This is a genomic window from Streptococcus nasisuis (assembly GCF_040836615.1).
Classification (GTDB): Bacteria; Bacillota; Bacilli; order Lactobacillales; family Streptococcaceae; genus Streptococcus; species Streptococcus suis_V.
Map to the genome: position 1 here is coordinate 93,151 of NZ_CP162268.1, position 22,676 is coordinate 115,826.

21 protein-coding genes, 3 tRNA genes, 3 rRNA genes and 1 riboswitch are annotated in these 22,676 nt (G+C 44.9%); of the genes, 23 read left to right on the top strand and 4 right to left on the bottom strand.

Annotation, left to right across the window (positions count from 1 at the left end; translation table 11 throughout):
• The first annotated feature begins 454 nt into the window (after nt 1-454).
• From AB1F57_RS00555 to AB1F57_RS00580, 6 genes are all read left to right on the top strand, one after another.
• Nucleotides 455-2,002 (top strand): 16S ribosomal RNA (locus tag AB1F57_RS00555).
• Between the two features lie 83 nt (nt 2,003-2,085).
• Nucleotides 2,086-2,158 (top strand) — tRNA-Ala (locus AB1F57_RS00560).
• A gap of 341 nt (nt 2,159-2,499) precedes the next feature.
• A 23S ribosomal RNA gene (locus AB1F57_RS00565) occupies nt 2,500-5,402 on the top strand.
• A gap of 318 nt (nt 5,403-5,720) precedes the next feature.
• Nucleotides 5,721-5,836: ribosomal RNA gene (gene rrf / locus AB1F57_RS00570) — 5S ribosomal RNA — on the top strand.
• Together the 16S, 23S and 5S rRNA genes with 3 tRNA genes alongside form the textbook arrangement of a ribosomal RNA operon.
• A gap of 5 nt (nt 5,837-5,841) precedes the next feature.
• A tRNA-Asn gene (locus AB1F57_RS00575) sits at nt 5,842-5,914 on the top strand.
• A 6-nt stretch (nt 5,915-5,920) separates the two neighbouring features.
• Nucleotides 5,921-5,992: transfer RNA gene (locus AB1F57_RS00580), tRNA-Glu, on the top strand.
• Between the two features lie 92 nt (nt 5,993-6,084).
• Here the strand turns inward: AB1F57_RS00580 and AB1F57_RS00585 are convergent.
• A complete protein-coding gene (locus AB1F57_RS00585) occupies nt 6,085-7,341 on the bottom strand; it encodes an ISL3 family transposase (protein WP_174853283.1) in 1,257 nt (418 codons plus the stop codon).
• Between the two features lie 330 nt (nt 7,342-7,671).
• Nucleotides 7,672-8,928 (bottom strand): ISL3 family transposase, encoded by a 1,257-nt coding sequence (locus AB1F57_RS00590; protein ID WP_172022804.1) that lies wholly within the window; start codon nt 8,926-8,928, stop codon nt 7,672-7,674.
• A gap of 518 nt (nt 8,929-9,446) precedes the next feature.
• On the opposite strand from AB1F57_RS00590, the gene AB1F57_RS00595 reads away from it, so the two are divergent.
• From AB1F57_RS00595 to AB1F57_RS00655, 13 genes are all read left to right on the top strand, one after another.
• The gene (locus AB1F57_RS00595) at nt 9,447-9,917 is read left to right on the top strand and encodes a transcriptional regulator (RefSeq protein WP_105137563.1); all 471 of its coding nucleotides are present in this window, start codon (nt 9,447-9,449) and stop codon (nt 9,915-9,917) included.
• A gap of 130 nt (nt 9,918-10,047) precedes the next feature.
• The gene (locus AB1F57_RS00600; RefSeq protein WP_170239296.1) at nt 10,048-10,401 is read left to right on the top strand and encodes a DUF1033 family protein; all 354 of its coding nucleotides are present in this window, start codon (nt 10,048-10,050) and stop codon (nt 10,399-10,401) included.
• Nucleotides 10,402-10,495: 94 nt separating this feature from the next.
• Nucleotides 10,496-11,446 carry a competence type IV pilus ATPase ComGA gene (gene comGA / locus AB1F57_RS00605; RefSeq protein WP_170239295.1) on the top strand — a complete coding sequence of 317 codons (951 nt, stop codon included), beginning with the start codon at nt 10,496-10,498 and terminating at the stop codon, nt 11,444-11,446.
• Nucleotides 11,358-12,395 carry a competence type IV pilus assembly protein ComGB gene (gene comGB / locus AB1F57_RS00610; RefSeq protein WP_367986322.1) on the top strand — a complete coding sequence of 346 codons (1,038 nt, stop codon included), beginning with the start codon at nt 11,358-11,360 and terminating at the stop codon, nt 12,393-12,395. The genes comGA and comGB overlap by 89 nt, the downstream gene beginning before the upstream one ends.
• Nucleotides 12,396-12,692 carry a competence type IV pilus major pilin ComGC gene (gene comGC / locus AB1F57_RS00615; RefSeq protein ID WP_105137567.1) on the top strand — a complete coding sequence of 99 codons (297 nt, stop codon included), beginning with the start codon at nt 12,396-12,398 and terminating at the stop codon, nt 12,690-12,692.
• Nucleotides 12,658-13,083, top strand: coding sequence for a competence type IV pilus minor pilin ComGD (gene comGD, locus AB1F57_RS00620; protein WP_170239294.1), 426 nt, complete (start codon nt 12,658-12,660; stop codon nt 13,081-13,083). Before comGC ends, comGD begins: the two co-directional genes overlap by 35 nt.
• The gene (gene comGE / locus AB1F57_RS00625) at nt 13,055-13,348 is read left to right on the top strand and encodes a competence type IV pilus minor pilin ComGE (RefSeq protein ID WP_367985900.1); all 294 of its coding nucleotides are present in this window, start codon (nt 13,055-13,057) and stop codon (nt 13,346-13,348) included. Before comGD ends, comGE begins: the two co-directional genes overlap by 29 nt.
• Nucleotides 13,335-13,769: a competence type IV pilus minor pilin ComGF gene (gene comGF, locus AB1F57_RS00630; protein ID WP_170239292.1), complete on the top strand. Its 435-nt coding sequence runs from the start codon at nt 13,335-13,337 to the stop codon at nt 13,767-13,769. Before comGE ends, comGF begins: the two co-directional genes overlap by 14 nt.
• Nucleotides 13,747-14,349, top strand: coding sequence for a competence type IV pilus minor pilin ComGG (gene comGG, locus AB1F57_RS00635; RefSeq protein WP_167785080.1), 603 nt, complete (start codon nt 13,747-13,749; stop codon nt 14,347-14,349). Before comGF ends, comGG begins: the two co-directional genes overlap by 23 nt.
• Before the next feature lie 50 nt (nt 14,350-14,399).
• Entirely contained in the window at nt 14,400-15,353 is a 954-nt protein-coding gene (locus AB1F57_RS00640) for a class I SAM-dependent methyltransferase (protein WP_367985901.1), read from the top strand.
• Between the two features lie 48 nt (nt 15,354-15,401).
• Entirely contained in the window at nt 15,402-16,589 is a 1,188-nt protein-coding gene (locus AB1F57_RS00645; RefSeq protein WP_367985902.1) for an acetate kinase, read from the top strand.
• Nucleotides 16,590-16,712: 123 nt separating this feature from the next.
• Nucleotides 16,713-16,802, top strand: a riboswitch (THF riboswitch).
• A gap of 41 nt (nt 16,803-16,843) precedes the next feature.
• Nucleotides 16,844-17,395, top strand: a complete 552-nt coding sequence (locus AB1F57_RS00650; RefSeq protein WP_105137573.1) for a folate family ECF transporter S component — start codon at nt 16,844-16,846, stop codon at nt 17,393-17,395.
• Between the two features lie 54 nt (nt 17,396-17,449).
• A complete protein-coding gene (locus AB1F57_RS00655; protein ID WP_105137574.1) occupies nt 17,450-18,712 on the top strand; it encodes a folylpolyglutamate synthase/dihydrofolate synthase family protein in 1,263 nt (420 codons plus the stop codon).
• A 226-nt stretch (nt 18,713-18,938) separates the two neighbouring features.
• Here AB1F57_RS00655 and AB1F57_RS00660 read toward each other — a convergent pair whose 3' ends face one another.
• Both AB1F57_RS00660 and pepA read right to left on the bottom strand, forming a co-directional pair.
• Nucleotides 18,939-19,325 carry a DUF6176 family protein gene (locus AB1F57_RS00660; protein WP_167785083.1) on the bottom strand — a complete coding sequence of 129 codons (387 nt, stop codon included), beginning with the start codon at nt 19,323-19,325 and terminating at the stop codon, nt 18,939-18,941.
• Nucleotides 19,326-19,334: 9 nt separating this feature from the next.
• Complete coding sequence (pepA, locus tag AB1F57_RS00665; RefSeq protein WP_367985903.1) at nt 19,335-20,396, bottom strand: glutamyl aminopeptidase; 1,062 nt, start codon at nt 20,394-20,396, stop codon at nt 19,335-19,337.
• A gap of 63 nt (nt 20,397-20,459) precedes the next feature.
• Here pepA and AB1F57_RS00670 point away from each other — a divergent pair, with 63 nt between their 5' ends.
• The 4 genes from AB1F57_RS00670 to ytpR are packed head-to-tail and all read left to right on the top strand — an operon-like array spanning nt 20,460 to nt 22,656.
• On the top strand, nt 20,460-20,744 hold the full coding sequence (locus AB1F57_RS00670; protein WP_105137577.1) for a DUF4651 domain-containing protein: 285 nt from the start codon (nt 20,460-20,462) through the stop codon (nt 20,742-20,744).
• Nucleotides 20,741-21,061, top strand: coding sequence for a thioredoxin family protein (locus AB1F57_RS00675; RefSeq protein WP_105110722.1), 321 nt, complete (start codon nt 20,741-20,743; stop codon nt 21,059-21,061). The genes AB1F57_RS00670 and AB1F57_RS00675 overlap by 4 nt, the downstream gene beginning before the upstream one ends.
• On the top strand, nt 21,058-22,014 hold the full coding sequence (locus AB1F57_RS00680; protein ID WP_167785085.1) for a DUF1002 domain-containing protein: 957 nt from the start codon (nt 21,058-21,060) through the stop codon (nt 22,012-22,014). The genes AB1F57_RS00675 and AB1F57_RS00680 overlap by 4 nt, the downstream gene beginning before the upstream one ends.
• A gap of 18 nt (nt 22,015-22,032) precedes the next feature.
• Nucleotides 22,033-22,656, top strand: a complete 624-nt coding sequence (gene ytpR / locus AB1F57_RS00685) for a YtpR family tRNA-binding protein (protein ID WP_105137579.1) — start codon at nt 22,033-22,035, stop codon at nt 22,654-22,656.
• Nucleotides 22,657-22,676: the final 20 nt, after the last annotated feature.

Genomic DNA, 22,676 nt, shown 5'->3' on the forward strand with positions numbered 1-22,676 from the left:
AGTAGGCTGATGAACAGCTACATTCACGAGAAGACCCTTGGTCTTCTTTTTTGCTTAAAACCCAATTTTCTTTATTGACAATTGACCCTTTAGCTGATAGAATAATCAAGCTATCATTTGAAGCATTTGCTGATCAGGCTTTTAGAACCTAGCCGATGAAAAAAATAAAAATTTTTGAAAAAAAGTTATTGACAGTAATAGTAATAGATGATAGAATAATGAAGTTGTCTCGCGCGGGACTGTTGATGCAGGAGAAACGAAAAAAAGTTTCAAAAAGTAGTTGACAGGAAATCGTGGATGTGATATACTGATATAGTTGTCGCGATAGACGACAAGACCTTTGAAAATTAAAGAAGACGAACCAAACGTGCAGGGTGATTTATAGTAATATAAATCGTCAATGATAAAAAAACAATAAACGGATAAGCCAGAGTGCTTAGTCGGACAAACTAATTTTAATGAGAGTTTGATCCTGGCTCAGGACGAACGCTGGCGGCGTGCCTAATACATGCAAGTAGAACGCTGAAGGAGGGAGCTTGCTTCTTCCGGATGAGTTGCGAACGGGTGAGTAACGCGTAGGTAACCTGCCTCATAGCGGGGGATAACTATTGGAAACGATAGCTAATACCGCATAACAGTATTTACCGCATGGTAGATGCTTGAAAGGAGCAACTGCTTCACTATGAGATGGACCTGCGTTGTATTAGCTAGTTGGTGGGGTAATGGCCCACCAAGGCAACGATACATAGCCGACCTGAGAGGGTGATCGGCCACACTGGGACTGAGACACGGCCCAGACTCCTACGGGAGGCAGCAGTAGGGAATCTTCGGCAATGGGGGCAACCCTGACCGAGCAACGCCGCGTGAGTGAAGAAGGTTTTCGGATCGTAAAGCTCTGTTGTAAGAGAAGAACTGTGAGAAGAGTGGAAAGTTTCTCACTTGACGGTATCTTACCAGAAAGGGACGGCTAACTACGTGCCAGCAGCCGCGGTAATACGTAGGTCCCGAGCGTTGTCCGGATTTATTGGGCGTAAAGCGAGCGCAGGCGGTTTGATAAGTCTGAAGTAAAAGGCTGTGGCTTAACCATAGTACGCTTTGGAAACTGTCAAACTTGAGTGCAGAAGGGGAGAGTGGAATTCCATGTGTAGCGGTGAAATGCGTAGATATATGGAGGAACACCGGTGGCGAAAGCGGCTCTCTGGTCTGTAACTGACGCTGAGGCTCGAAAGCGTGGGGAGCGAACAGGATTAGATACCCTGGTAGTCCACGCCGTAAACGATGAGTGCTAGGTGTTGGGTCCTTTCCGGGACTCAGTGCCGCAGCTAACGCATTAAGCACTCCGCCTGGGGAGTACGACCGCAAGGTTGAAACTCAAAGGAATTGACGGGGGCCCGCACAAGCGGTGGAGCATGTGGTTTAATTCGAAGCAACGCGAAGAACCTTACCAGGTCTTGACATCCCAGTGACCGTCCTAGAGATAGGATTTTTCTTCGGAACACTGGTGACAGGTGGTGCATGGTTGTCGTCAGCTCGTGTCGTGAGATGTTGGGTTAAGTCCCGCAACGAGCGCAACCCCTATTGTTAGTTGCCATCATTAAGTTGGGCACTCTAGCGAGACTGCCGGTAATAAACCGGAGGAAGGTGGGGATGACGTCAAATCATCATGCCCCTTATGACCTGGGCTACACACGTGCTACAATGGCTGGTACAACGAGTCGCAAGTCGGTGACGGCAAGCTAATCTCTTAAAGCCAGTCTCAGTTCGGATTGTAGGCTGCAACTCGCCTACATGAAGTCGGAATCGCTAGTAATCGCGGATCAGCACGCCGCGGTGAATACGTTCCCGGGCCTTGTACACACCGCCCGTCACACCACGAGAGTTTGTAACACCCGAAGTCGGTGAGGTAACCATTTGGAGCCAGCCGCCTAAGGTGGGATAGATGATTGGGGTGAAGTCGTAACAAGGTAGCCGTATCGGAAGGTGCGGCTGGATCACCTCCTTTCTAAGGATAAGGAACCTGTACGTTAGTCTTCTTTAATTTTGAGAGGTTTTGTTAAAAACCTACCCAAGACACATAAAGTGTACGGGGCCTTAGCTCAGCTGGGAGAGCGCCTGCTTTGCACGCAGGAGGTCAGCGGTTCGATCCCGCTAGGCTCCATTAGGATAGAAATCCTACAAAACTGAATAACAGTGAAGTTGAATTCACGACTAACTTCTGTAGAAGCGACCGTCGTTCCTATCCTAAACTTGTCCATTGAAAATTGAATATCTATCAAACATTCCTTTATGTATGAAAGTACATATAGAAATAGTAACAAGAAAATAAACCGAAACGCTGTGAATATTTAATGAGTTTAATTAAGTTACGAAGACGTTAAAGAAAACGTATGATTTTAGGAAATCATCGCAGTAGTCTTAGGACTACAAGAGGATTTATCTAAATCACTAGTTTTCTAGTCTGAGTACAATTTCTAATTTTTGAAAAAATTAGGTTAATAAGGTTAAGTTAATAAGGGCGCACGGTGGATGCCTTGGCACTAGAAGCCGATGAAGGACGTGACAAACGACGAAATGCTTTGGGGAGCTGTAAGTGAGCGTAGATCCAGAGATGTCCGAATGGGGGAACCCGGCAGGTTGATGCCTGTCACTCACTACTGTTAAGGTAGTGTAGAGGAAGACGCAGTGAACTGAAACATCTAAGTAGCTGCAGGAAGAGAAAGCAAAAGCGATTGCCTTAGTAGCGGCGAGCGAAACGGCAGGAGGGCAAACCGAAGAGTTTACTCTTCGGGGTTGTAGGACTGCAATGTGGACTTAAAGAGTATAGAAGAACTACCTGGGAAGGTAGGCCAAAGAGAGTAATAGCCTCGTATTTGAAATAGTCTTTATACCTAGCAGTATCCTGAGTACGGCGAGACACGCGAAATCTCGTCGGAATCTGGGAGGACCATCTCCCAACCCTAAATACTCTCTAGTGACCGATAGTGAACCAGTACCGTGAGGGAAAGGTGAAAAGCACCCCGGAAGGGGAGTGAAATAGAACCTGAAACCGTGTGCCTACAACAAGTTCGAGCCCGTTAATGGGTGAGAGCGTGCCTTTTGTAGAATGAACCGGCGAGTTACGTTATGATGCGAGGTTAAGTTGAAGAGACGGAGCCGTAGGGAAACCGAGTCTTAATAGGGCGGATTAGTATTATGACGTAGACCCGAAACCATGTGACCTACCCATGAGCAGGTTGAAGGTGCGGTAAGACGCACTGGAGGACCGAACCAGGGCACGTTGAAAAGTGCTTGGATGACTTGTGGGTAGCGGAGAAATTCCAAACGAACTTGGAGATAGCTGGTTCTCTCCGAAATAGCTTTAGGGCTAGCGTCGACATTAAGAATCTTGGAGGTAGAGCACTGTTTGGATGAGGGGGCCATCTCGGTTTACTGATTTCAGATAAACTCCGAATGCCAATGATTTATGGTCGGCAGTCAGACTGCGAGTGCTAAGATCCGTAGTCGAAAGGGAAACAGCCCAGACCACCAGCTAAGGTCCCAAAATATATGTTAAGTGGAAAAGGATGTGGGGTTGCACAGACAACTAGGATGTTAGCTTAGAAGCAGCTATTCATTCAAAGAGTGCGTAATAGCTCACTAGTCGAGTGACCCTGCGCCGAAAATGTACCGGGGCTAAAACATATTACCGAAGCTGTGGATACCACAATGTGGTATGGTAGGAGAGCGTTCTATAGGCGATGAAGGTGTACCGTGAGGAGCGCTGGAGCGTATAGAAGTGAGAATGCCGGTATGAGTAGCGCAAGATGGGTGAGAATCCCATCCACCGTAAGACTAAGGTTTCCAGGGGAAGGCTCGTCCGCCCTGGGTTAGTCGGGACCTAAGGAGAGACCGAAAGGTGTATCCGATGGACAACAGGTTGATATTCCTGTACTAGAGTATGAAGTGATGGAGGGACGCAGTAGGCTAACTAAAGCGGGCGATTGGAAGTGCCCGTCTAAGCAGTGAGGTGTGATATGAGTCAAATGCTTGTATCTGTAACATTGAGCTGTGATGGGGAGCGAAGTTTAGTAGCGAAGTTAGTGACGTCACACTGCCGAGAAAATCTTCTAGCGTTGTATCATACTCTACCCGTACCGCAAACCGACACAGGTAGTCGAGGCGAGTAGCCTCAGGTGAGCGAGAGAACTCTCGTTAAGGAACTCGGCAAAATGACCCCGTAACTTCGGGAGAAGGGGTGCTGTCTTAAAGGCAGCCGCAGTGAATAGGCCCAAGCAACTGTTTATCAAAAACACAGCTCTCTGCTAAATCGTAAGATGATGTATAGGGGGTGACGCCTGCCCGGTGCTGGAAGGTTAAGAGGAGGGTTTAGCGTAAGCGAAGATCTGAATTGAAGCCCCAGTAAACGGCGGCCGTAACTATAACGGTCCTAAGGTAGCGAAATTCCTTGTCGGGTAAGTTCCGACCCGCACGAAAGGCGTAATGATTTGGGCACTGTCTCAACGAGAGACTCGGTGAAATTTTAGTACCTGTGAAGATGCAGGTTACCCGCGACAGGACGGAAAGACCCCATGGAGCTTTACTGCAGTTTGATATTGAGTATCTGTACCACATGTACAGGATAGGTAGGAGCCTATGATACCGGAACGCCAGTTTCGGAGGAGGCGCTGTTGGGATACTACCCTTGTGTTATGGCTACTCTAACCCGGATAGGTTATCCCTATCGGAGACAGTGTCTGACGGGCAGTTTGACTGGGGCGGTCGCCTCCTAAAAGGTAACGGAGGCGCCCAAAGGTTCCCTCAGAATGGTTGGAAATCATTCGCAGAGTGTAAAGGTATAAGGGAGCTTGACTGCGAGAGCTACAACTCGAGCAGGGACGAAAGTCGGGCTTAGTGATCCGGTGGTTCCGTATGGAAGGGCCATCGCTCAACGGATAAAAGCTACCCTGGGGATAACAGGCTTATCTCCCCCAAGAGTTCACATCGACGGGGAGGTTTGGCACCTCGATGTCGGCTCGTCGCATCCTGGGGCTGTAGTCGGTCCCAAGGGTTGGGCTGTTCGCCCATTAAAGCGGCACGCGAGCTGGGTTCAGAACGTCGTGAGACAGTTCGGTCCCTATCCGTCGCGGGCGTAGGAAATTTGAGAGGATCTGCTCCTAGTACGAGAGGACCAGAGTGGACTTACCGCTGGTGTACCAGTTGTCTCGCCAGAGGCATCGCTGGGTAGCTATGTAGGGAAGGGATAAACGCTGAAAGCATCTAAGTGTGAAACCCACCTCAAGATGAGATTTCCCATGACTTTATGTCAGTAAGAGCCCTGAGAGAAGATCAGGTAGATAGGTTGGAAGTGGAAGTGTGGCGACACATGTAGCGGACCAATACTAATCGCTCGAGGACTTATCCGAAGTAAGTAATGAGAACGTTAAGAAAAGCGTATGATTTTAGGAAATCAACGCGGAAGTCGGATAGACTTCAAGTGGATTTATCTAAATCACTAGCTTTAGTTCGAATACAATTACAGTAAAATTCAACGAAGTCAATATTGACAGCGTGGTTGTTTCTTGTTAGAATATAGATATTCAATTTTGAGTGGATAAAGTGAAGTAACGAGGGCGTTACGAAATCCGTAAGAAAATAGGAAACTGACGCAGAGTCTGTAGACTCTAGGAAGTTTATCTTTTTCACTAGGATTTTAGTCCGAGTACAATTCCATTCAACAGTAGTTAAGTGACGATAGCCTAGGAGATACACCTGTACCCATGCCGAACACAGCAGTTAAGCCCTAGAACGCCTGAAGTAGTTGGGGGTTGCCCCCTGTTAGATACGGTAGTCGCTTAGCGAAATTCCGCCATAGCTCAGTTGGTAGAGCGCATGACTGTTAATCATGATGTCACAGGTTCGAGCCCTGTTGGCGGAGTTATATGGTCCGTTGGTCAAGGGGTTAAGACACCGCCTTTTCACGGCGGTAACACGGGTTCGAATCCCGTACGGACTATATTTTTGAGAAGATCTGTTTGGTCTTCTTTTTTGATATTTACTGCCATCCAAATTCTGGCTCTTTGTCAACTGTAGTGGGTAGATGAAAAGCTAACACCTAGAGAGGACGAACTTCGTTCTCTCTTTCTTTATGTTCAAAGCAATCAAAATGCGTTTTTTAAAGTTCTCAAAGTTCCTGAAACCAAAGGCATTTCTTTTAATGACTTTGATGAGATTATTGGTAGCTTCCAGTTTGGCGTTGGAATAAGGCAATTCTAGGGCATTCAAAACCTTGTCTTTATCCTTTAGAAATGTCTTAAATACCGTCTGGAAAATAGGATTAACAGTGGTTATTTCTTGTTCAATTAGGTCAAAGAAATGGTCTGAGTTCTTCTCTTGGAAATGGAATAAGAGAAGCTGATAGAGTTCATAGTGCTGTCGTAGTTCCTCAGAGAAAGACAAGAGTTTTTCCAGGATTTCCTTGTTAGTCAAATGCATTCGAAACATAGGGCGATAAAATCGTTTATCATTGATTTTACGGCTATCTTGTTGTATCAATTTCCAGTAGCGTTTCAAAGCACGGTATTCCTGCGATTTTCTGTCGAATTGATTCATGATTTGAATACGGACACGGTTCATAGCACGGCTAAGGTGTTGAACAATATGAAAGCGGTCGAGTACAATTTTTGCATTCGGAAAAAGCTGTTTAGCAAGTTGATAATAGGGACTAAACATATCCATGGTAATCACTTTGACTCGATTTCTAACCTTTCTAGGATAGCGTAGAAAGTGGTTTCGGATGGTTGCTTGAGTTCTTCCGTCGAGAATGGTGATGACATTTAGGGAGTCGAAATCTTGAGCGATGAAGCTCATTTTCCCCTTCTTGAAGGCATACTCGTCCCAACTCATCACCTCAGGTAGGGTATTCCAATCCGTTTCAAACTTGAACTCATTGAGCTTTCTCATAACTGATGATGTTGAGATAGCTAGCCTGTGTGCAATATGTGTCATTGCTTGATTTTCGATGAGTAACTGGGCGATCTTCTGACTAACAGCGACAGATATTTGATGGTTTTTCTTAACAAGAGGAGTTTCAGCGACAGCCATTTTCCCACATTCTTTACACTTGAAACGACGCTTTTTAAGGCGGATAAGGAGTGGGTAACCAGCAGTTTCTAGGTAAGGGATTTTTGATGCTTTCTGGTAGTCGTACTTAGCCATTTGTCCCTTGCATTCTGGACATTTAGGAGCCATGTAATCCAAGTAACCGTGGAGTTCTAAGTGAGTTCCCATATCATATTCATCAGTGATAGTAATATTTTTGTCTTTAATTCTGAGAAAATTAGTGATAAGATTTAGTTGTTCCATATGAGTCTTTCTAAAATGATAGTTTGAGCACTTTTCATTATAGGTCATATGGGACTTTTTGTATATACTCAAAAAGGCTCCATAATTTCCATGGTGGTTTTACCCACTACAGAAATTATAGAGCCCAAATTCTTTTGTTATTGGGCAGTTACTGTTCAGCTTCATCTTATTTTCCTCTTTTATATTTTATTGGAATCAGTCTGCCATTGGAAATATATAAAGGAAAATAGAGTCTCTACTTGAGCAAAGAAACTGTTATGTGACAACATTTTGAAAAATGCATGTATCCAAAAAATGGCTCTTTGTCAACTGTAGTGGGTAGATGAAAAGCTAACACCTAGAGAGGACGAAATTCGTTCTCTCATTTTTGATGTTTAAAGCAATATATATCTTGGTTTTAAAGTTCGTAAAGTTCCTAAAGCCAAACGCTTGCCTCTTAATGTCTTTGATGAGTTTATTGGTCGCTTCCAGTTTAGCGTTGGAATATGGAAGCTCCATGGCGTTCGTGATGTAAGTTTTATATTTTAGAAATGTCTTAAAAACAGTCCTAAAGGTTGAATTGACAAGATTCAGATTGTCCTCTAGAAGTTCGAAGAAATGTTTCGAGTTCTTCTCTTGGAAATGGAAGAGAAGGACCTGGTAGAGTTCGTAATAGAATTTCAGTTCCACAGAGAAATTCAATGTCTTCTGGACAACCTCTTTCGGTGTTACTGTTTGCCCGAAAGTGCGAGAAAAGAAGCGATTCAGAGACAGTTTACGACTATCTTTTTGGAGAATACGCCAGTGATTTTTCATGGATCGATAAGGTAGGGAACGCGTATCGAAAGTCTTCATAATATCAATTCTAGTCGTCATCATAGCACGGCTCAGGTGTTGGATAATGTGAAATCTATCAAGAACAATTTTCGCATTTGGAAATAACTGTTTGATGATAGGAATATAGCTACCCGACATGTCCACTGTTACGACCTCGACAGTTTCTCTGACCGCCCTAGGATACTTGTAGAAATAGTTCTTGATGGTGGTTTGGCGGTTGTTGTCAAGAATGGTCACAATCGATCTCGTCTCAAAATCCTGAGCAATAAAGGCGAGTTTTCCCTTGTTCCGACTAAATTCATCCCAGCTCAAGACTTTTGGTAATTTCATAAAATCATGCTCAAATTGAAATTGAGCCAGTTTCCTCTGGACAACTGACACGGAGATATGTAGTCTCCTAGCGATGGCTATATTGGTCATGTTTTCTGTATGGAGTTGTGTGATTTTCTCCCAAATAGGTTGGGAAATCTGACAGTTTTTCTTGACTAGAGGTGTCTCAGATACAGTCACTTTTTGGCAAGATTTGCATTGAAACCGTCGTTTCTTAAGCAAGAGGAGGGTCGGAAAGCCCTGACAATCCAAAATCGGAATCTTTGACGACTTTTGAAAATCGTACTTGATACACTTCCCTTGGCAATGAGGACAGCTAGGGCTGTCATAATCCAGCCTTGCTCGAATTTCCAGATGGGTCTGATGTTTTAAAACGAAGAGAATTTTGATGTTTTTGTCTTTGATTCCGATTAGTTCTGTGGTATGATGAAGTAGTTCCATATGAGTCTTTCTAATGTGAGTGTGGTTGCTTTTCATTATAGGTCATATGGGATTTTTTGTATACACTCAAAAAGGCTACATAATCTCTACAGTGGATTTACCCACTACAGAAATTATAGAGCCCAAAAAATAGGTGCATGCATTTTTTATTGTATGATATACTCATTATCATAGCAAGTTAAACCGATTTTCGAAGTGTATAATTTGTTCTATTGCTGAGGACTGAAGGCATTTCGCTTGATGATATAGATAAGGTTATTACAGGTCCCAAGTATTGTATTTAAATAGGACAGGAATTGATTTAATGCTATTGTAAAATGTCTGATTGTTAGGATGTGCGTCTTAAATGGCTTCAAAGGGCAGGTTAGACTGCGCGTTTGAATGCTCTTTTGCACTACCTCAGGTATATTGTTTTCACTTAGATTTATTTACTATTATTTTATACTGACAAAAATGTCCTGTTTGATTTTTTCAAAATTAGATAAACTAGGTCTATCAATTAAAGGAGGCATAGTTTTATGCAATTTGAAAAGATTTATTTTGAAGTTCAGGGGATTGTTCACCGCGCGCGTAAGGATTTCTACGTGAAGTTATGGGAACGTGAGGATTGGGACCAGGAGGGGATGTTGGTTCTATACAAATTACTATGCAGTTTTCCAGAATTGGAGGAAGATAAGGATAAGCTCTGCAGTTACTTTAAGGTTCAGTTCCGAAATCGTGTTCGGGATGTTGTGCGCAGGCAAGAAAGCCATAAGCGGAAGTTTGACCGTATGCCCCATGAAGATATTCATGATTTGTCGCATCTAGTAAAGTCGCCGGGATTGTTAAATGACGATTTTATTGTTTTGCGAGATATGTTGCGGACTTATAGAAGTCAGCTGTCGCCGGAACAGTTAGAAAAATACGAGAAGCTAATCACAGGTCAGAGTTTCCATGGGCGGAGGAATATGATACGTGAACTGCAAGACTACCTGCGAGATTTTAAGTAGAAGAAAGAATTGTTGGTATTACCTATAACGGCACTTTATTTATTGAATTTGTATTTTCTAAGCAGATGTTTTCAAAATTCTTATTATTTTCGGTATAATTGTTGGAACAGAGAAAGTAGAGTGTATAGTTATGTATCAAGTCATTAAAATGTATGGGGATTTTGAACCCTGGTGGTTTATTGAAGGTTGGGAAGAAGGCATCACTGACAAGTTAGTTTTTGAAAATTATGAGGATGCTGTTCTTGCCTTTCAGAAAGAGTGGACAGATTTGGCTAGTCGCTTTCCTAAGGAAGAATCGAAGGGTGGGATGATGACAGCCTTTTGGGATGAAGCGGATCAGTATTGGTGCGAGGAATGTGATGAGTATTTGCAACGTTACCATTCTTTGCTGTTGCTAGAAGCTAAGGAAGATTCCAAGAAGAAGGACCTTGTACCGAGAGTAAGGCCGTGCAAACTCAAGAAAGGGAATTGCGTAAATTATTAAGAGAGAAGGATTGATGGTTCAGTCCTTCTTATTTTTTTAAAAAAATTTTTACAAAAATTCTCATTTTTTCCGAACTGATAGGTGAGGAGGATTTATGATTCAAGAAAAAGCAAAACAAATGATAGAGGAGGCGGTAACCGGTCGAGTCAGTGACATTTATCTGGTTCCCAAAGGTGAGACATATCAGCTCTATTATCGTATCATGGACGAACGGGAATTTGTCCGAGAGCTGGAGGAAACGGAAGTAGACGCTCTGATTGGGCATTTCAAGTTTCTAGCTGGTCTCAATGTCGGTGAGAAGCGCCGTAGTCAGCAGGGGTCCTGCGATTATGATTATGGCAAAGGCGAGATTTCTCTGCGTCTGTCGACGGTCGGGGATTATCGTGGCAAGGAAAGTTTGGTCATCCGACTGCTCTATGATAATGACAAGGAGTTGAAATTCTGGTTTCAGGCAGTAGAGGAAATTGCCAAGGAAATCAAAGGTCGTGGGCTCTACCTTTTTTCGGGTCCAGTCGGCTCTGGCAAGACCACGCTTATGTACCATTTAGCCAGGATGAAATTCCCAGACAAGCAAATTTTGACCATCGAAGATCCGGTGGAAATCAAGCAGGACGATATGTTGCAACTTCAGCTCAATGAAACTATTGGCGCGACTTATGACAATCTCATCAAACTGTCCCTGCGCCATCGTCCTGACCTGCTTATCATCGGGGAAATCCGTGATGCAGAGACAGCTCGATCAGTTATTAGGGCCAGTTTGACCGGAGCGACAGTCTTTTCGACGGTGCATGCCAAGTCCATTTCGGGTGTCTATGCTCGGATGTTGGAATTGGGTGTTAGTCCAGAAGAGCTCAATAATGCCCTGCAAGGTATTGCCTACCAGCGCTTGATAGGGGGAGGAGGTGTTGTTGATTTTGCCAGAGAAGATTTCCAAAACCATTCCGCAGACCAGTGGAATGCACAGATTGATAGCCTTCTTGCAGCAGGACATATCAGTCCTCGGCAGGCAGAGGCCGAAAAAATTATCCTTGGAGCGTCAGCGTAAAGTCATCGAGCTTTTTAACAATCTCTTTGCCAGTGGCTTTCACTTGGGAGAGATTGTTGATTTTCTCAGGCGCAGTCAGCTCTTGGCAGACCAATATACGCAAATCCTATCAGACGGTCTGGTAGCGGGGAAGCCTTTTTCGAGCCTTTTAGCTGATTTGGCCTTTTCCGACACAGTTGTCACTCAGGTGTCATTGGCAGAAATTCATGGCAATACCAGTCTCAGTCTGCAACACATCGAGACCTATCTAAGTAACTTATCCAAAGTACGGAAAAAATTGATTGAGGTGGGGACCTATCCCGTTATTCTATTAGGATTTTTGGTGTTGATTATGCTGGCTCTGAAAAACTATCTCCTGCCACAGTTGGAGGAGGGTAATGCCGCGACCATGCTCATCAACCATTTACCGACCATCTTTCTCGGGTTGGTTTTAACCATCTTGCTCTGCACTTTAGCAGGCTACATCTGGTACCGCAGGACGGCTAAAATCACTGTCTTTAGTCGTCTGTCCGCTCTGCCATTTTTCGGAAAACTCATCCAAACCTACCTGACCGCCTACTACGCGCGGGAGTGGGGTAGCCTCATCGGGCAAGGATTGGATATGCAACAGGTGGTTCGGCTGATGCAGGAGCAGCAGTCCCAGCTCTTTATCGAGATTGGGCGAGATATGGCGGATGCTTTGGGCAATGGGCAGAGCTTTGACCAGCATATCCGTTCCTATCCATTTTTCAAGAGGGAACTGAGTTTGATTGTGGAGTACGGGCAAGTCAAGTCCAAGTTGGGTAGCGAGCTTGCCGTCTATGCCAATGAGTGTTGGGAGGAATTTTTCTCTCGCGTTAATCGTGCCATGCAGCTCATTCAACCGCTGGTCTTTCTCTTTGTCGCTCTCGTTGTTGTTCTTATCTACGCAGCCATGTTGCTGCCAATTTATCAAAATATGGAGATGTAAATGAAGAAATTACTAAAAATGAAGAAAAAAGGTTTCACTCTGGTGGAAATGTTAGTCGTCCTTGGAATTATTAGTGTGCTTTTACTCTTGTTTGTGCCAAATTTGAGCAAGCAGAAAGAGGCGGTACGGAAAAAAGGAGATCAGGCAGTTGTCAAAGTAGTAGAGAGTCAGATGGAGCTCTATGAATTGGAACATGACAAGAAAGCAACAGTAGCCGATTTGCAATCTGCTGGCTACATTGACAAAAAACAGGCAGAAGAATATGAGAAAGCCAAAGCCTCTAATCCAGATAAATAATAATGCCTTTACTCTGCTAGAAAGTCTGTTGGTTCTTTTTATCGTGAGCTTTCTTGCTCTGGCTTTGTCGGGTTCTGTCCAGTCGGCTTTTCGGTCGGTGCAGGAGACGGTTTTCTTCTGGGAGTTTGAGGAGCTTTATAAAGATAGCCAGCGTCTGGCGGTCAACAGTCAGCAGGAAATCCATTTGCAACTGACGGATAGCCAACTGTCCAACGGTCATCAGTCCGTGCAGGTGCCTGCTAGTATCGATGTACTGACTGATCAGGCTATTGTTTTCGATAAAAAAGGTGGGAATTCCTCGCTTGCCAAGCTGTCCTTTGAGGCGGGGGGAAAGACGGTGTCGTATCAATTATATATAGGGAGTGGTCGTTATAAGAAATCGGAAAAATAAGGCCTATATCTTGCTGGAGGGGCTGGTGGCCTTGTCGGTTCTAGTCACTATTACCAGCCTCTTTCTTTCGGCCATGGAGGTCAGTCGCAGACAACAGGCGGAGGGCTTGTATCAACAGGAGGTCCTCAATGTTGCCAAGATGGCGGTGCAGATGGGTCAGGATAATCTGTCTCTCAATGGTGTCAAGGTAACGGTCCAGCGGTCGGACAAGGTTTTGGCTGTCTATCATGAGGGAAGAGAGGTGGCGCGTGTTGAGAAAAACTAGGTGTGCTGCCTTTACTCTTCTGGAATGTCTGGTGGCATTGGTCATCGTTTCAGGCAGTTTGCTGGTCTTTGAGGGCTTGTCAAAATTGGTGGTCCACGAAGTTCGCTACCAGGACCAGCGTGTTGAGAAGAACTGGTTACTCTTCTGTGACCAGCTGCGCAGTGAATGGGAGGGGGCCAGTTTAGACAGAGTTGATGCGGGTCGGGTTTATATCAGGCATGATGGTCAGGCCCTGTCCTTTGGCAAGTCACGGTCAGATGATTTTCGTAAAACCAATGACCGGGGGCAGGGCTACCAGCCCATGCTTTACGGTGTCAAGTCGGCTAGCTATAGTCAATCTGGTCAGATTGTTCGATTGGATGTGACGTTTGAAACTGGCGAGGAGAGGAGTTTCGTCTATGATTTTGAAGAAAAAGGTTAAGGCTGGTATCCTACTCTATGCCCTGCTCATGCTGGCAGTTTTCGTTCTCTTGCTGCAATTTTACCTCAATCAGCAAGTGTCTGAAGGTCAGTTGATTGGAGCCAGTCGAGAATCCACGCAAGCCTATCTCATAGCCCAGATGGCCAAGGACCAGGTGGTTGAGGAAGTGTCACGCTTGGCTAAGGAAGAAGCAGCAAAAGAGAGTCAAGAAAAATTCTTGGCGGAAAAGGCTGAGCAAGCTAGGAAGGAGCAGGAAGAAAAGAAAGGAGAGACATCGGAAGAAAGTGTGACTTCTCAAACGAAGGAGAGACCATCTGAAAGTGGGCAAGAATCGGTATCTGCAGAAGATATGGAAAGGTCAAATAATGAGACCGCGCAGACCAGTCAAAAAGAAGAGGTGAAGAAAGAAAGTAAGCCAAAATCAATTGAAACGTCTGGTCAGCTGTCCTTTGTCCAAGGGCAGGCTCAGTACCAGGTCAAGAAAGAAAAGCTGACCGTGACAATCCAGTTATCAAGCGGTCGGACCTATCAGTATCAATTTATGATGAAGGAGGAAAAAGAAAGGGTAGAGGAGTCATAAGAGGCTCCTCTTTTAGTGCAAATTTGCCCAAATTTTGATAAGATAGAACCATGAATTTTGAAAACATTGAGCAGGCCTACGACCTGCTGTTAGAAAACGTACAGAACATCCAAAACCAGCTGGGCACCAATATTTACGATGCCATGATTGAGCAAAATGCGGCTTATATGGCTGGTCAGCATGAGTTGGAAACTGTTGTGGCCAACAATCAGACTTTGAAGAGCTTAGAATTGACCAAGGAGGAATGGCGCAGAGCTTTTCAATTCCTACTGATTAAGGCCAACCAGACTGAGCCTATGCAGTACAATCATCAGTTTACACCAGACTCGATTGGCTTTATCCTGTCTTTCTTAGTAGAACAGTTGGTCAGCACACCAGAAATCACGGTCTTGGAAATCGGTTCGGGGACGGGGAATTTGGCGCAGACTATTCTCAATGCTAGCCCCAAAAAATTGGATTATCTGGGGATTGAAGTGGATGATCTCTTGATCGACTTGTCGGCCAGTATGGCAGATGTCATGCAGGCGGACATTTCCTTTGCCCAGGGGGATGCGGTACGTCCGCAGATTCTCAAGGAAAGTCAGGTCATCATCGCAGATTTGCCGATTGGTTATTATCCTGATGATCAGATTGCCAGTCGTTACCAGGTGGCCAGTTCGACCGAGCATACCTACGCTCATCATTTGCTGATGGAGCAGTCGCTCAAGTATCTGGAAAAGGATGGTTTTGCCATTCTTTTGGCTCCCAATGACCTTTTGACTAGTCCGCAAAGTGATTTATTGAAAAATTGGTTGCAGGACCAAGCCAATATTGTTTCTATGATTGCCCTGCCGCCAGAACTCTTTGGTAAGGCTGCTGTGGCTAAGTCGATTTTTGTTCTACAGAAAAAGACAGCTCGTCAACTGGTGCCTTTTGTTTATCCACTCCAAAGTCTCAAAGACAAGGATGTTATCCAAGAATTTATGGTCAAATTCAAAAATTGGAAACAAGGGAATGCAATTTAGGTAAAAATCTGATATACTAAGTAGGAAAACGCTTAAAAGGGGAAACTTATGTCAAAAACAATTGCGATTAACGCCGGTAGTTCAAGTCTTAAATGGCAACTGTACCAAATGCCAGAAGAAATGGTATTAGCGGCCGGAATTATCGAACGTATTGGTCTCAAGGACTCTATTTCAACAGTTAAGTATGATGGCAAGAAAGAGAGTGAAACTCTGGATATTGCTGACCATGTGCAGGCTGTTAAAATCCTTTTGGATGATTTGCTCAAGCATAACATCATTGCTGACTTCTCAGAAATTACTGGGGTTGGTCACCGTGTAGTAGCTGGTGGTGAAATTTTCAAAGAATCAGCCCTCATTGATGACCAAGTGTTGACACAAATCGAGGACCTGTCTAGCTTGGCGCCTTTGCATAACCCAGCCAATGCTGCCGGAATCCGTGCCTTCAAGGATATCTTGCCTGATATTACGAGTGTGGCAGTCTTTGATACAGCCTTCCATACGACTATGCCTGAGCATGCCTATATGTACCCAATTCCTCAGAAATACTACAAGGAAAACAAAGTTCGTAAATACGGTGCCCACGGAACGAGTCACTACTATGTAGCTCACGAAGCCGCTAAGGTTTTGGGACGTCCGATTGAGGAGTTGAAATTGATTACAGCTCACATCGGAAACGGGGTATCCATCACAGCCAACTACCATGGGGAATCTGTTGACACTTCTATGGGCTTCACACCGCTTGCTGGTCCTATGATGGGGACTCGTTCAGGTGATATTGACCCAGCGATTATTCCTTACTTGATTGAGAATGTCGATGAGTTGAAAGACGCGTCGGACGTTGTCAACGTACTCAACAAACAATCTGGTCTGCTTGGTCTATCCGGTATTTCTAGCGATATGCGTGATATCGAAAATGGTTTGCAGGAAAAACATCCAGGCGCAGTCCTTGCTTACAATGTCTTCATTGACCGTATCAAGAAATTCATCGGTCAATACATGGCTGTGCTAAATGGTGCAGATGCCATTGTCTTCACAGCAGGTATGGGTGAAAATGCTCCCCTCATGCGTAACGATGTTATCGCAGGCCTGTCTTGGTTTGGTATTGAACTAGACCCAGCGAAAAATGTTTTTGGCAACTATGGCGACATTACAACACCAGAATCAAAAGTTCGCGTCTTGGTTATTCCAACGGATGAAGAATTGGTTATTGCGCGTGAAGTTGAACGCTTGAAATAATAGAAGGAAATTGGCAGTAACCCTGCCAGTTTTTCTTATAGTCAGTAACTGTTAGGAGTAATAGATTTTGGCAATTGGTCAAACTGACCTTGATATGATAAAATAGACTAGCAAAGAAATTTGCACAGAGTAGGTGGTTTGCGTTAAGTGTATGTGGATGGGATGTTGCCACATAACGAAGCGTCAGCGCGGTAAACCATTGCATCCGCTGTCGAATGAATACGACAGCTCCATTTCTTAAAAGGAGCGTTTTTATGGAAAAGAAAATTCCAAAACTGACTGTGCAGTTATTGACTGCCATTGCAGTGACCCTTGCCCTGGTCATGATTGTAGAGAATTATTTCTCAATCCGTCTTTCGGACACTTTGCAGGTTCAGTTTACCTTTATTCCAAACACGATTTTGGGAGCTATTGCGGGTCCAGTTTGGGCGGCTGTCTTTGCAGCTATTTCAGACCCAGTCTTTGTCTTGTTTAGCGGACAAACTGTTCTCTTTACTTGGATATTAATAGAAGCGGTATCGGCATTTATCTATGGCTGGTTCTTTTATCAAAAACCACTAAATATTAAAAATAAAGCTGACTGGTTCTATGTTGCTGGGGTTGTTGTTTTGATTCAGGTTGTGATTTCCTTTATCATGACACCGATTGCCCTCCATTTCCATTTTGGAACACCTTGGATTGCTTTATACAGTAGTCGCTTGATTAAGGCAATTTTTGAAATACCATTACGCATCGTCGTAACCATGCTTGTCTTACCAAATTTACAAAAAATACCTGAGTTCGCAAAACTAATGGGTATTAAATAATATAGTATCCAGCAACAGGTCATCCCCCTGTTGCTCTTTTGTAGAGGTGAAATGATGAATTACCTAGAAACTCGCCGGTGGCTATCGAATCGTCCTGCATCAGATTTAGAAAATGGTGTTGCACGTGTCAACTGGCTCTTGGAGCGCTTGGACAAACCCCAGCATCGTGTACCAACGGTTCACTTTGTGGGAACAAATGGTAAGGGATCGACCCTTAATGCCCTGCAGTTTATCATGCAAGCTTCTGGGTATACCGTTGGCCGGTTTACATCGCCGTCTATCATTGATTTTCGAGAACAAATTGTCTTTGAGCAGGATATGATTTCAGAGGAAGATTTTGCGAGGATTGTGACAGACTTGCAACCCTTGATTGATAACTTGGACCAGACAGCAGAACTAGACGCCATCTCAGAGTTTGAGATTGTTGTAGTGGCTATGTTTGTCTATTTTGCTCACTACCAGCATCCCGATATTCTTTTGGTGGAAGCAGGCATGGGTGGTTTACTGGATGCCACGAATGTCTTAAGTCCATTGGCGGTAGTGTGCCCCTCTATTGGTCTAGACCATCAATCCTTTTTAGGGGAGACTCCTGCTGCTATAGCCCGTCACAAGGTTGCTGTCTTGCGTGAGCGGGTCCCCCTCCTCTATGCGACCGACCAGCCAGAAGTAGTGGAGGTTTTTGAGGACTATGCTCGCCGGCTTCAGAGTCCGACCTTTGCTCTTGGTCGGGAGATTGTTTTGGAACATGGCAGAGCGAGATTTGCAGTTACCACTCCCTATGGGGAAGTTTCTGACCTAACCTTGGTCATGCAGGGGCGCCATCAAGAGGCTAACGCGGCCTTGGCAGTGATGACAGCCCAAGTTTTATCGGACAGATTTCCAGCCATTCAGCCCCAGACCATCTGCCAGGGCTTGTCCCAAGCCATCTGGCCAGGCCGTCAGGAACTGATACTCCCCAATCTGTTGATAGACGGAGCCCACAATAATGAAAGCATCGCTGTCTTGACGGATTTGCTAAGAGAACAATACTCAGATAAGAAAATTGCGTTTCTCTTTGCGGCTATTAACACCAAACCAGTAGATCAGATGTTGGAAGCGCTCAGTCAATATGGTCCAGTTACGGTGACCAGCTTTGATGATGTTCGAGCGGTAGAACTGGCTGACTATCCAGCTGGCTATGCGCGTGCGGAGCGGTTTCAAGACTGGCTAGCGCAGGCGGATTTGGATAATCCTGACAAGATCTACGTCATCACAGGATCACTTTATTTTATCGCCCAGGTTCGGAAGTACCTTGTGGAGCATTTTTTATCGAGCTAATACTCAGTAGAATTCAAAAATAGCGGACATCAGTTCGAGTTCTCAACTATAGCATCTATATATGTTAAGTTTTATTAAAACCTAATTAGCATGTCTATCTGCCTTTGGAAAATTCCCCAAATTTTCTATGGAAGTCCTCCCTTTCTCAGAATTGCTAGATTGATTTTAACTGAGTATAACAGAAAAGACCTTGGCCGAAATGGCGGAGGTCTTTTAAAGATAGATTTTATTGCTCTGTTGACGGTTCATAATTCCTGTCCAATTCTTCCATGGTCTGGTAGATGGCATCTGGAATCATGACGACCTGTGGTTCCAGGTCCTGCATGCCATAGCTTGGGTCAATGCATTCTGCCCAGTATTCCAAGTGTTTTTTATCAATTTCAGACTGGGAATCTTCTACGGCGATACCACCTTCAGCTTGGATAGAATACCAGTAGAGAAATTCTTGACCGTCCATGGTTTCGCGGAAGATGGTCTCGACGTACATTTTCTCGTCTTCAAGAGTAAGGAGGGTTTCTTTCATGTTGGCATTGAGGAACTGCATCCACTCGTCAACCTTGGCAGATTTCCCTTCTTTGACACGAAAGCGGGACAATTCTACATTTAGCTTCATATTTTTCTCCTAATAGTTTTTTATCAAATCAACGGTCGAGCGGTCCAATTTCTTCAGGAGAGCTTGTAGGAAGGCTTGGGCCTCTAGGAAATCATCCATGCTGTAAAGAGTTTGGTGGGAGTGGATATAGCGGACGCAGACGCCGATTGTTGTAGATGGCACACCCTGATTTTTCAAGTGGGCTGCACCAGCATCGGTGCCCCCCTTGCCGCAGTAGTATTGATATTTAATACCAGCTTCCTCAGCAGTTGTGAGGAGGAAGTCTTTCATATTTTTTAACATGATATGTCCAGGATCGTAGAAACGAAGCAGAGTACCGTCACCGATTTTGCCCTGGTCGCCATAAATATCGCCCGCAGGTGAGCAATCAACAGCAAGGAAAATGTCTGGATTGAACTTAGTAGTAGAGGCATGAGCTCCACGTAGACCGACTTCCTCTTGGACATTGGCACCAGCGATTAGTTGGTTAGGCAGGGTTTGACCAGACAGACTTTCGAGCAACTCAGTGACCATGAGAACGCCGAAACGATTGTCCCAAGCCTTGGAAATGACATTTTTACCGTTGGCTGATAGGATGGTCTCGTTTTTCGGAACCAAGACATCACCCGGGCGCACACCGTAAGACCAAGCCTCGTCGTAGTCAGCAAAACCAGCATCAAAAATAATATCGCCGATGGCTGGTAGACCCGGAGTATTTCCACCGCGAGAAAGGTGAGGTGGGACAGAGCCGGAAATGGCAGGGATTTTACGTCCGTCTTGCAAATGCAGGGTAAAGGCTTGACTGGATACGACCAGTGGGTTCCAACCGCCTAGTTCCACCACACGGAAGGTGCCGTCAGGCTTGATTTGGCTAATCATAAAGCCGACCTCATCCATGTGACCTGCAACCAAGATTCGCGGTGCTTGTTCAGCTGTCGTGTCCTTAATCCCAAAAATTCCACCCAAACCATCTGTTTCAATGCGGTCAACGTGAGGTGTGATTTTCTGGCGGATATGGTTGCGCACTTCACTCTCAAAACCAGGCAGGCTCTGCAATTCGGTCACTTCTTTAATCTTGTCAAAAAGGGTCATATCAAATTTCCTCCAATGATAACTTGCTACTATTTTACCATTTTTTATGATAAAATAGGGACCATGAATAAGAAAAAGGTAGCCGTGCTAGCCGGCTTAGTGGGGGCAGGTGTGCTCACCGCTAGCGCTCAATTTTACCGCAAGGTTCAGGAAGACCGTAAAAAGGCTCAGGCTCTCCAGCAGGTTCGGGCTTACTTCGCCGATTTGGGCAGCATTGCCACGGTCTATGTGGATGAAACCCAGTCCCAGTCCGACTATTTGGTAGGCGGGGTCATCATGGAAGATGGTCGCATTTTTCTATTTGAAAATACCAAAGGTGACATCACATTTGAGGAGGAAGCGAGATGATTTTTCCACAGAATTACGAGGAAGTGGCCGTGCTCGTCCAGTCTGGTCAGCGGACAGTTTTTCTCTTTATGACCAGCTGGTGTGGGGATTGCCACTATATCAAGCCGCATTTGCCAGCTATCGAGGCTGCTTTTCCCGACATGACCTTTGTCCAGTTAGATCGGGATGACTTCATGCCCCTGGCTCAAGAATGGAATATTTTCGGCATTCCTAGCTTGGTTGTCTTGGAAAATGGTCAGGAAATCGGACGATTTGTCGATAAAAACCGTAAAACCAAGCAGCAAATCATTGACTTTTTAGAAGGATTACCAGTATGAAAAAAACAGTAAGTAAACTTGCTCTAGCAACCCTTGTGATTGGCCTGGTTGGAGCACCGATGACAGCTGCCCATGCAGACATTCAGACAGATGTCATCAATGAAAAATGGGGCAAGCCAACCATGGTCTATGGCGGTGGTTTGTCAGATGCTCAAGTGACGGAAGTCAATAGGCTACTCAATATCAAGAATATTGAAAATGTCAGCCGTCAAGTGGTGCAGGGTCAGGATATGGACCAATATTTAGGGACTTCTGGTGCAGATACAGCCTCGCTCTTTTCATCTGTTTTGGTGCAGAAGCAGGAGTCGGGCAAGGGAGTTGTTGTTGACATCAAGACACCGCAGAATATCACCCTCATTACCTCAACTCAGTATGCTAATGCGGCCATTACCGCGGGAGCGACAGATGTCTTGATTGACGTTGCAGCTCCCATTCAGGTGACAGGTGAGTCTGCCTTGACGGGTGTTTACAAGGCTTTGGAGGCCAATGGCGAAACGGTAGATCCTGAGCGGACAGTGGTTGCCCAGCAGGAATTGGAAACCGTTAATGAAGTGGCGACTGCCCACGCAGGTCAAGAAAATTTTGACAGCTCTGCCTTTGACAAGGCTATCGCAGAAATCAAGACTGGCTTGGCAGAATACAAGGATTCTCAAGGTCAAATTGCCTCTGAGGACCAAATCAACACTATTATCAATGATGTCTTGAAACAAAATGGTCTGGATACAGTAATTACGGTTGATGAGATTTCCAAGCTGGTCACTTTTGCCAAAGCTTATCAGGAAACCAGTGCCATTGATTCGGAAGAAGTCGCTGCCCAGCTCAAGCAATTCAAGAGCCAGGCCGAGCAACAAATTTCAGATGCCTACAAAAATCTCCAGGATTCAGGCATTCTAGAGAAGATTGGTTCCTTCTTTGAAGGTCTTTGGAAGGGGCTTATCGGATTATTTTCATAACATAGAAAAGGTAGATGAATGATTTTTACATATAATAAAGAATATGTCGGTGATGTGCTCATGGTCATCGTGGCTGATGGCAAAGGACAAGATGTAACAGTTGAACGCAAGGGCAAGGTTGCGCGTGTCTATATCGAAGAGACGGGGCAGACGGTAGCTTGGAATATTTTTGAAGTGTCTAGTCTGATTGATTTGAGCGGAAATGGTCAGGTCTTCTTGACAGACGAGCAGATTGCAGCCTTGAATGCAGAATTGAGTCAAGAAGGTTTTGCGGAAAGTTTGGTCAATGACAAGGAACCAAAATTTGTGGTCGGTCAGATTGTGGAATTGACACCGCACCCAGACAGCGACCACCTCAATATTTGTCAAGTCAACGTTGGCGACAAAACGGTGCAAATCGTAGCTGGCGCGCCAAACGCAGCCCAAGGCCTCAAAACCATTGTTGCACTGCCAGGAGCTATGATGCCGAGCGGTAGCTTGATTTTCCCTGGTAAACTCCGTGGCGAGGATAGCTTTGGTATGATGTGTAGTCCGCGTGAATTGGGCCTGCCAAACGCACCGCAAGTTCGCGGTATTATCGAATTGGACGATAGCGCAGTCGTGGGCGATTCGTTTGAGCCTGCTAAACATTGGAAAAACTAAAAAAGAATTGGTTGCTTGCC